This window comes from Streptomyces sparsus (genome assembly GCF_054776295.1).
In genome coordinates, this window is sequence record NZ_BAAHCA010000215.1 from 1 (window position 1) to 6,376 (window position 6,376).

Here is a 6,376-nt window from a genome sequence, read left to right on the forward strand (position 1 = left end):
GCGGCGGTGACGTCGGCCTCGTGGTAGCGGGTCCGGCCGCCCTCGCTGCGTCGCCGCCATCCGCGTTCGCTGGCCAGCCGGTAGACGCTGCCGGGGGGAACGTCCCACAACCGGGCGATCTCCGCGGCGCTCAACCACCCGACCCGGGCGGGGGTGCCGCGGTGGCCGGCGGCCGACTGCCGCATACGCAGGCCCAGTCGCGTCCACTCGTGTCCGGCCCAGCGGTGCTCCGGATCGGCGTCGCACCGTATCTCGGCGGAGCCACCGGGGGCGTCGGGCCGTACCAGGGCGGCCAGCGTGCCGGCGCAGCCCGGCTCCGCGCAGGCACCCACCGGGACCCGGCGGACCGGGTCCGGATCGACCACCCGGCGTGCCCGGCGGACGAGTTGGGATATCTCCGCGGTCAGCTCGTGCACCGCGCCGTGACCGGCCAGCCAGGCCAGGTGGCGGCCGAGGAAGTCGGCGAGGGTGTTCGGGGCGCGCTCGGGAGGTCGTAGGCCGCGCTGCTCCGCGACCAGCCCCGCCCAGCCGCCCAGGGTGCCCAGGATCGCCCAACGTGCCTCGCACGCGGCCTCGTTGAAGGGCATGCCGGGCAGGTGACCGCCCGAGGTGCGCTCCGCGGGGCCGGTGCGGCCGCCGCCCAGTAGGTCCTCGCACGCCGCGTGCAGGCGGGGCAGTTGGCGTATCTCCGCGCTCAACCGGCCCTGGCAGGCGGGACAGAGCCGGCTGCCGCCGAACGCCCGGCGCCTGCCCTCGCCCGTGCTCTCCCGCCGCCGGCACACCACTCCCGCGCACAGTTCCACCCGTTCCATGTCCTGCTCCCCTCGTGAACGAATACCGCGATGTCCGACGGAGACGAGACTAGGAAACAGGAGATCGGCGGCCAACCCAGGAGAGGGTAATTTGCACAGACCGCAACGTATTTCACGGAGTCGGCCGGGGCGTTGGAATTCCTTGACGCAGGCTTGTGCTTTCCGTGCGGCCATAAGCTTGACGTCGCGATCGGCACCGAAGAAGCTGTTCACTAACTTCCCCCGCACTGTGCCGGCGTCCGCCGGACGTGTGCCGGCCGGCCCGCGCAAGCGGGTCGACCCCGGCTCGCGGCCGGCACGCCGGGGTGTCGTCGCGCCACCCCCGCTACCGGCGCTCGCGCCCCGACTGCCCTGCATGACAAGAGGGTTGCGGTCTACTGCGAGGTGCCAGACCCGCCGGTCCGCCGGTGGGGAGGCGACGTGTGACCGGGGCCACAGGAAAGGCCTTTCCGGCGGTCGGTTGACGTGTCTTTGACATATGCTTGCGGTTTGCTTCAAGGACTTTGCTTGACGCGGCAGGGCCTTTCCGAAGAAGCTTGTCCGTAGATTCCGCAGCACTGTGTCGATCGCCCCGGACGGTCTCCGCCGATTCGGTCGCGAAGGCTCTGCGTCGAGTTCCTCCCCGCGTTTCCAGCGGTTTTCTCGACATGAATCTCCCAGGTCCCCGTGCGTACACCGGGGTTTTCCCCGTCGTGTTCCACCGACCAGTCCTGCCCATTTCCGAACCCTGTCGAGGAGAGGTACATGGACGCTTCAGTCATCGTCGCCGGCGCCGGCCCGGCCGGACTCATGCTCGCCGCGGAACTGCGCCTGGCCGGCGTCGACGTCATCGTCGTCGAACGCCTGCCGAAGCGCACCGGTGAATCCCGCGGCCTGGGCTTCACCGCCCGCACCATGGAAGTCTTCGACCAGCGGGGCCTGCTGTCCCGCTTCGGCGACATCGAGACCAGCAACCAGGGCCACTTCGGCGGTCTCCCGATCGACTTCAGCATCCTGGCGGGCGCCCACCAGGCGGCCAAGACGGTGCCGCAGTCCGCCACCGAGGCCGTGCTGGAGGAGTGGGCCACCGAACTCGGCGTGGACCTGCGGCGCGGCCACGAACTGCTCGAACTGAACGACAAGGGCGACTGCGTCGAGGTCACCGTGCGCGGCCCGGAGGGCGAACACACCCTGCGCGCCGAATGGCTGGTCGGCTGCGACGGCGGACGCAGCAAGGTCCGCAAGGCCGCCGGCTTCGACTTCCCCGGCACCGCCGCCACCATGGAGATGTTCCTCGCCGACCTGCGGGACGTCGAACTCCAGCCGCGCATGATCGGCGAGACGCTGCCCGGCGGCATGGTGATGGTCGGCCCGCTGCCCGGCGGCGTCACCCGCATCATCGTCTGCGAACGCGGCACGCCGCCGCGCCGCCGCACCGAACCGCCCGCCTTCTCCGAGGTCGCCGACGCGTGGCAGCGGCTCACCGGCGAGGACATCTCACACGCCCGCCCGGAGTGGGTGAGCGCCTTCGGCGACGCCACCCGGCAGGTCACCGAGTACCGCAGGGGCCGGGTGCTGCTCGCCGGCGACGCCGCGCACATCCACCTGCCGGCCGGCGGCCAGGGCATGAACACCAGCATCCAGGACGCCGTCAACCTCGGCTGGAAGCTGGGCGCCGTCGTCCGCGGCTCCGCCCCGGAGGACCTGCTCGACACCTACCACGGCGAACGCCACCCCGTCGGCAAGCGGCTGCTCATGAACACCCAGGCCCAGGGCCTGCTGTTCCTCAGCGGAGCCGAGGTGCAGCCGCTGCGCGACGTGCTGAAGGAACTCATCCGCTACGAGGAGGTCGGCCGCCACCTCGCCGCCATGGTCAGCGGACTGGAGATCCACTACGACGTGGGCGGCGGCCGCAACCCGCTGCTCGGCCTGCGGCTGCCCAAGCTGGCGCTGCGCCGCGACTCCGCCGACACCAGCAGCCCCGAGCTGCTGCGCCGCGGCCGGGGCCTGCTGCTGGACCTCACCGACAACCCCGCGCTGCGCCGCCGGGCTGCCGGCTGGACCGACCGGGTGGACGTCGTCACCGCGGCCGTCGGCGACGACGGCGCACCGGCCCTGGGCGGCACCACCGCTCTGCTGGTGCGGCCGGACGGCTACGTGGCCTGGGCCGCACCCGGCAGCCACCACGACCTGCCGATGGCACTGGACCGCTGGTTCGGCCCCGGCATGGGCGCCTGACCCGTGGCGCGTCACGCCGCCCCCTCCCACCACAGCCGCCCCGACACCAGGCTCGACAAGGAGATTGAGATGCACAGCACGTTGATCGTGGCCCGGATGGAGCCACGCTCGGCGGAGGACGTCGCCCGCCTCTTCGCCGAGTTCGACACCACCGACCTGCCGCACCGCATGGGCACCCGCCGGCGTCAGCTCTTCTCGTACCAGGGCCTCTACTTCCACCTCCAGGACTTCGACGGGGAGGACGGCGGCGAGCGCATCGAGGACGCCAAGTCCGACCCGCGGTTCGTCGGCATCAGCGACGACCTGAAACCGTTCATCGAGGCCTACGACCCGCAGACGTGGCGGTCGCCGGCCGACGCGATGGCCGACCGCTTCTACCACTGGACAGCACTGTGAGCGCGCGGCGCGTGGCGATCACCGGCATCGGGGTCACCGCGCCCGGCGGCGTGGGCACCAAGAACTTCTGGAGCCTGCTCACCGACGGCCGTACCGCCACCCGGCGGATCAGCTTCTTCGACGCGTCGTCGTTCCGCTCGCAGGTCGCGGCGGAGGTCGACTTCGACGCCGACCTGCTCGGGCTGAGCCCGCAGGAGACGCGCCGCATGGACCGGGCCGCGCAGTTCGCGGTGGTCACCACCCGGGAAGCGGTCGCCGACAGCGGCCTGGACTTCGCCGGACTCGACCCGCACCGCACGGGCGTCACCATCGGCAGCGCCGTCGGCGCGACCACCGGCCTCGACCAGGAGTACCGCACGGTCAGCGACGGCGGCCGGCTGGAACTCGTCGACCACACCTACGCGGTGCCGCACCTCTACGACTACCTGGTGCCCAGCTCGTTCGCGGCCGAGGTGGCCTGGGCGGTGGGCGCCGAGGGGCCCAGCACGGTGGTGTCCACCGGCTGCACCTCCGGACTGGACTCGGTCGGCCACGCCGCCGAACTCATCCGGGAGGGCTCCGCGGACGTCATGATCGCCGGTGCCACCGACGCGCCGATCTCCCCGATCACGGTGGCCTGCTTCGACGCGATCAAGGCCACCACGCCCCGCAACGACGACCCCGAGCACGCCTCGCGGCCGTTCGACGGCACCCGCAACGGCTTCGTGATGGGTGAGGGTTCGGCCGTCTTCGTACTGGAGGAGCTGGGTGCCGCACGGCGCCGCGGCGCCCACGTGTACGCGGAGATCGCCGGTTACGCGTCCCGCTGCAACGCCTTCCACATGACCGGGCTGCGGCCGGACGGACGGGAGATGGCCGAGGCCATCCGGGTCGCCCTGGACGAGGCGCGGCTCGACCCGACGGCCATCGACTACATCAACGCGCACGGCTCCGGCACCAAGCAGAACGACCGGCACGAGACGGCCGCGTTCAAGCGCAGCCTCGGTGACCACGCCTACCGGACCCCGGTCAGCTCGATCAAGTCGATGGTCGGCCACTCGCTGGGCGCCATCGGTTCCATCGAGATCGCCGCGTCGGCCCTGGCCATGCAGCACAACGTGGTGCCGCCCACGGCCAACCTGCATACCCCCGACCCCGAATGCGACCTCGACTACGTGCCGCTGACCGCGCGGGACTGGAAGACGGACGCGGTGCTGTCGGTGGGCAGCGGATTCGGCGGCTTCCAGAGCGCGATGGTGCTCGCCCGACCCGAGAGGAGCGCGGCATGACCGGCACGGCTTCCCGCACCGGCAAGGTGGTGGTCACCGGCCTGGGCATCGCGGCCCCCAACGGGCTCGGTGTGGAGACCTACTGGGCCGCGACCCGGTCCGGCAGCAGCGGCATCGGCCCGATCACCCGGTTCGACGCCTCGCAGTACCCGTCCCGGCTCGCGGGCGAGATCGAGGGCTTCGTCGCCGAGGAGCACCTGCCGGGCCGGCTGCTGCCGCAGACCGACCGGATGACCCGCATCGCGCTGGTGGGCGCCGACTGCGCGTTCGCCGACGCGGGCGTGCAGCCCGGTGACCTGCCCGAGTACGACATGGGCGTCGTCACGGCCAGCTCCTCCGGCGGATTCGAGTTCGGCCAGGGGGAGTTGCAGAACCTGTGGAGCAAGGGCGGCCAGTACGTCAGCGCCTACCAGTCCTTCGCCTGGTTCTACGCCGTCAACAGCGGCCAGATCTCCATCCGAAACGGCATGCGCGGACCGTCCGGCGTGGTCGTCAGCGACCAGGCCGGCGGACTGGACGCCGTCGCCCAGGCCCGGCGGCAGATCCGCAAGGGCACCCGGCTGGTCATCTCCGGCAGCATCGACGCCTCGATCTGCCCCTGGGGGTGGGTCGCCCAGCTGGCCGGCGGCCGGCTCAGCACCAGCGACGACCCGCAGCGGGCCTACCTGCCGTTCGACGCCGCCGCCCGCGGCCACGTGCCCGGCGAGGGCGGTGCGCTGCTGGTCATGGAGGACCTCGAGTCGGCCCGTGAGCGCCGCGCCCCGCACATCTACGGTGAGATCGCCGGCTACGGGTCCACGTTCGACCCCAAGCCGGGCAGCGGCCGCGGGCCCGGCCTGCAGAAGGCCATCGAGATCGCCCTGGAGGACGCCGGCGTCGGCACGGAGCAGATCGACGTGGTGTTCGCCGACGCCGCGGCGATGCCCGAGGCGGACCGGAACGAGGCCGAGGCCATCACCAAGGTCTTCGGGCCGCGCGGCGTGCCGGTCACCGCCCCCAAGACGATGACCGGGCGGCTGTACTCCGGCGCGGCGCCGCTCGACCTGGCCACCGCGTTCCTCGCCATGCGGGACGGCGTGATCCCGCCGACCCCGCACGTGACCCTGTCGGACGACTACGACATCGACCTGGTCACCGCAGAGCCCCGCCGGGTCACCGGGCTGCGCGCCGCGCTGGTCCTGGCCCGCGGTCACGGCGGCTTCAACTCCGCCGTGGTGGTGCGCGCCGCCGGCCGATGACGTCCCCGGACGCCACCGCGGTTCCGCGCACCACGTTCCCCCACGCACCGTCACCCACCGAGAGGACAGCCATGCCCGCAACGCAGTTCACCGTCGAGGACCTCAAGCGCATCCTGCTGGAGGGCGCCGGCGCCGACGAGAGCGTCGACCTGGACGGCGACATCCTCGACACCGACTTCGAGGAACTCGGCTACGAGTCGCTCGCCCTGCTGGAGACCGGCGGCCGGATCGAGCGGGAGTACGGCATCCAGCTGGAGGACTCCGCGCTGACCGACGCCCGCACCCCGCGCGCCCTGGTGGAGGTCGTCAACAACCAGCTGGCGCCCGCCCGCGTCGCCTGACACCTCCCGCAACCCCCACCAAAGGGCCGGCCCCCACCGGCCCCCGTCACCGTGGCCGACCCCACCGGGCGCCACCGTCGTCGCCCGCGGCCCCACCGGCCCCC

General features: G+C 72.3%; 6 protein-coding genes. 5 read left to right on the top strand and 1 reads right to left on the bottom strand.

Translation table 11 applies throughout. The annotated features are described in order from the left end of the window. Positions 1-812 (bottom strand): helix-turn-helix domain-containing protein (locus tag ACYVE9_RS12475; RefSeq protein ID WP_461027872.1); only part of this gene is annotated, 812 nt, incomplete at its 3' end. 744 nt (positions 813-1,556) lie between these two features. Between ACYVE9_RS12475 and ACYVE9_RS12480 the strand changes: the two genes are divergently transcribed. The 5 genes from ACYVE9_RS12480 to ACYVE9_RS12500 all read left to right on the top strand — a co-directional run bounded on the left by ACYVE9_RS12480 (position 1,557) and on the right by ACYVE9_RS12500 (position 6,272). Then, positions 1,557-3,029 carry an FAD-dependent monooxygenase gene (locus ACYVE9_RS12480; RefSeq protein ID WP_461027873.1) on the top strand — a complete coding sequence of 491 codons (1,473 nt, stop codon included), beginning with the start codon at positions 1,557-1,559 and terminating at the stop codon, positions 3,027-3,029. A 69-nt stretch (positions 3,030-3,098) separates the two neighbouring features. Continuing rightward, positions 3,099-3,425, top strand: a complete 327-nt coding sequence (locus tag ACYVE9_RS12485) for a TcmI family type II polyketide cyclase (protein ID WP_461027874.1) — start codon at positions 3,099-3,101, stop codon at positions 3,423-3,425. After that, positions 3,422-4,693, top strand: coding sequence for a beta-ketoacyl-[acyl-carrier-protein] synthase family protein (locus ACYVE9_RS12490; protein WP_461027875.1), 1,272 nt, complete (start codon positions 3,422-3,424; stop codon positions 4,691-4,693). The genes ACYVE9_RS12485 and ACYVE9_RS12490 overlap by 4 nt, the downstream gene beginning before the upstream one ends. Further along, a complete protein-coding gene (locus tag ACYVE9_RS12495) occupies positions 4,690-5,931 on the top strand; it encodes a ketosynthase chain-length factor (protein WP_461027876.1) in 1,242 nt (413 codons plus the stop codon). Before ACYVE9_RS12490 ends, ACYVE9_RS12495 begins: the two co-directional genes overlap by 4 nt. A gap of 71 nt (positions 5,932-6,002) precedes the next feature. Next, on the top strand, positions 6,003-6,272 hold the full coding sequence (locus ACYVE9_RS12500; protein ID WP_461027877.1) for an acyl carrier protein: 270 nt from the start codon (positions 6,003-6,005) through the stop codon (positions 6,270-6,272). Positions 6,273-6,376: the final 104 nt, after the last annotated feature.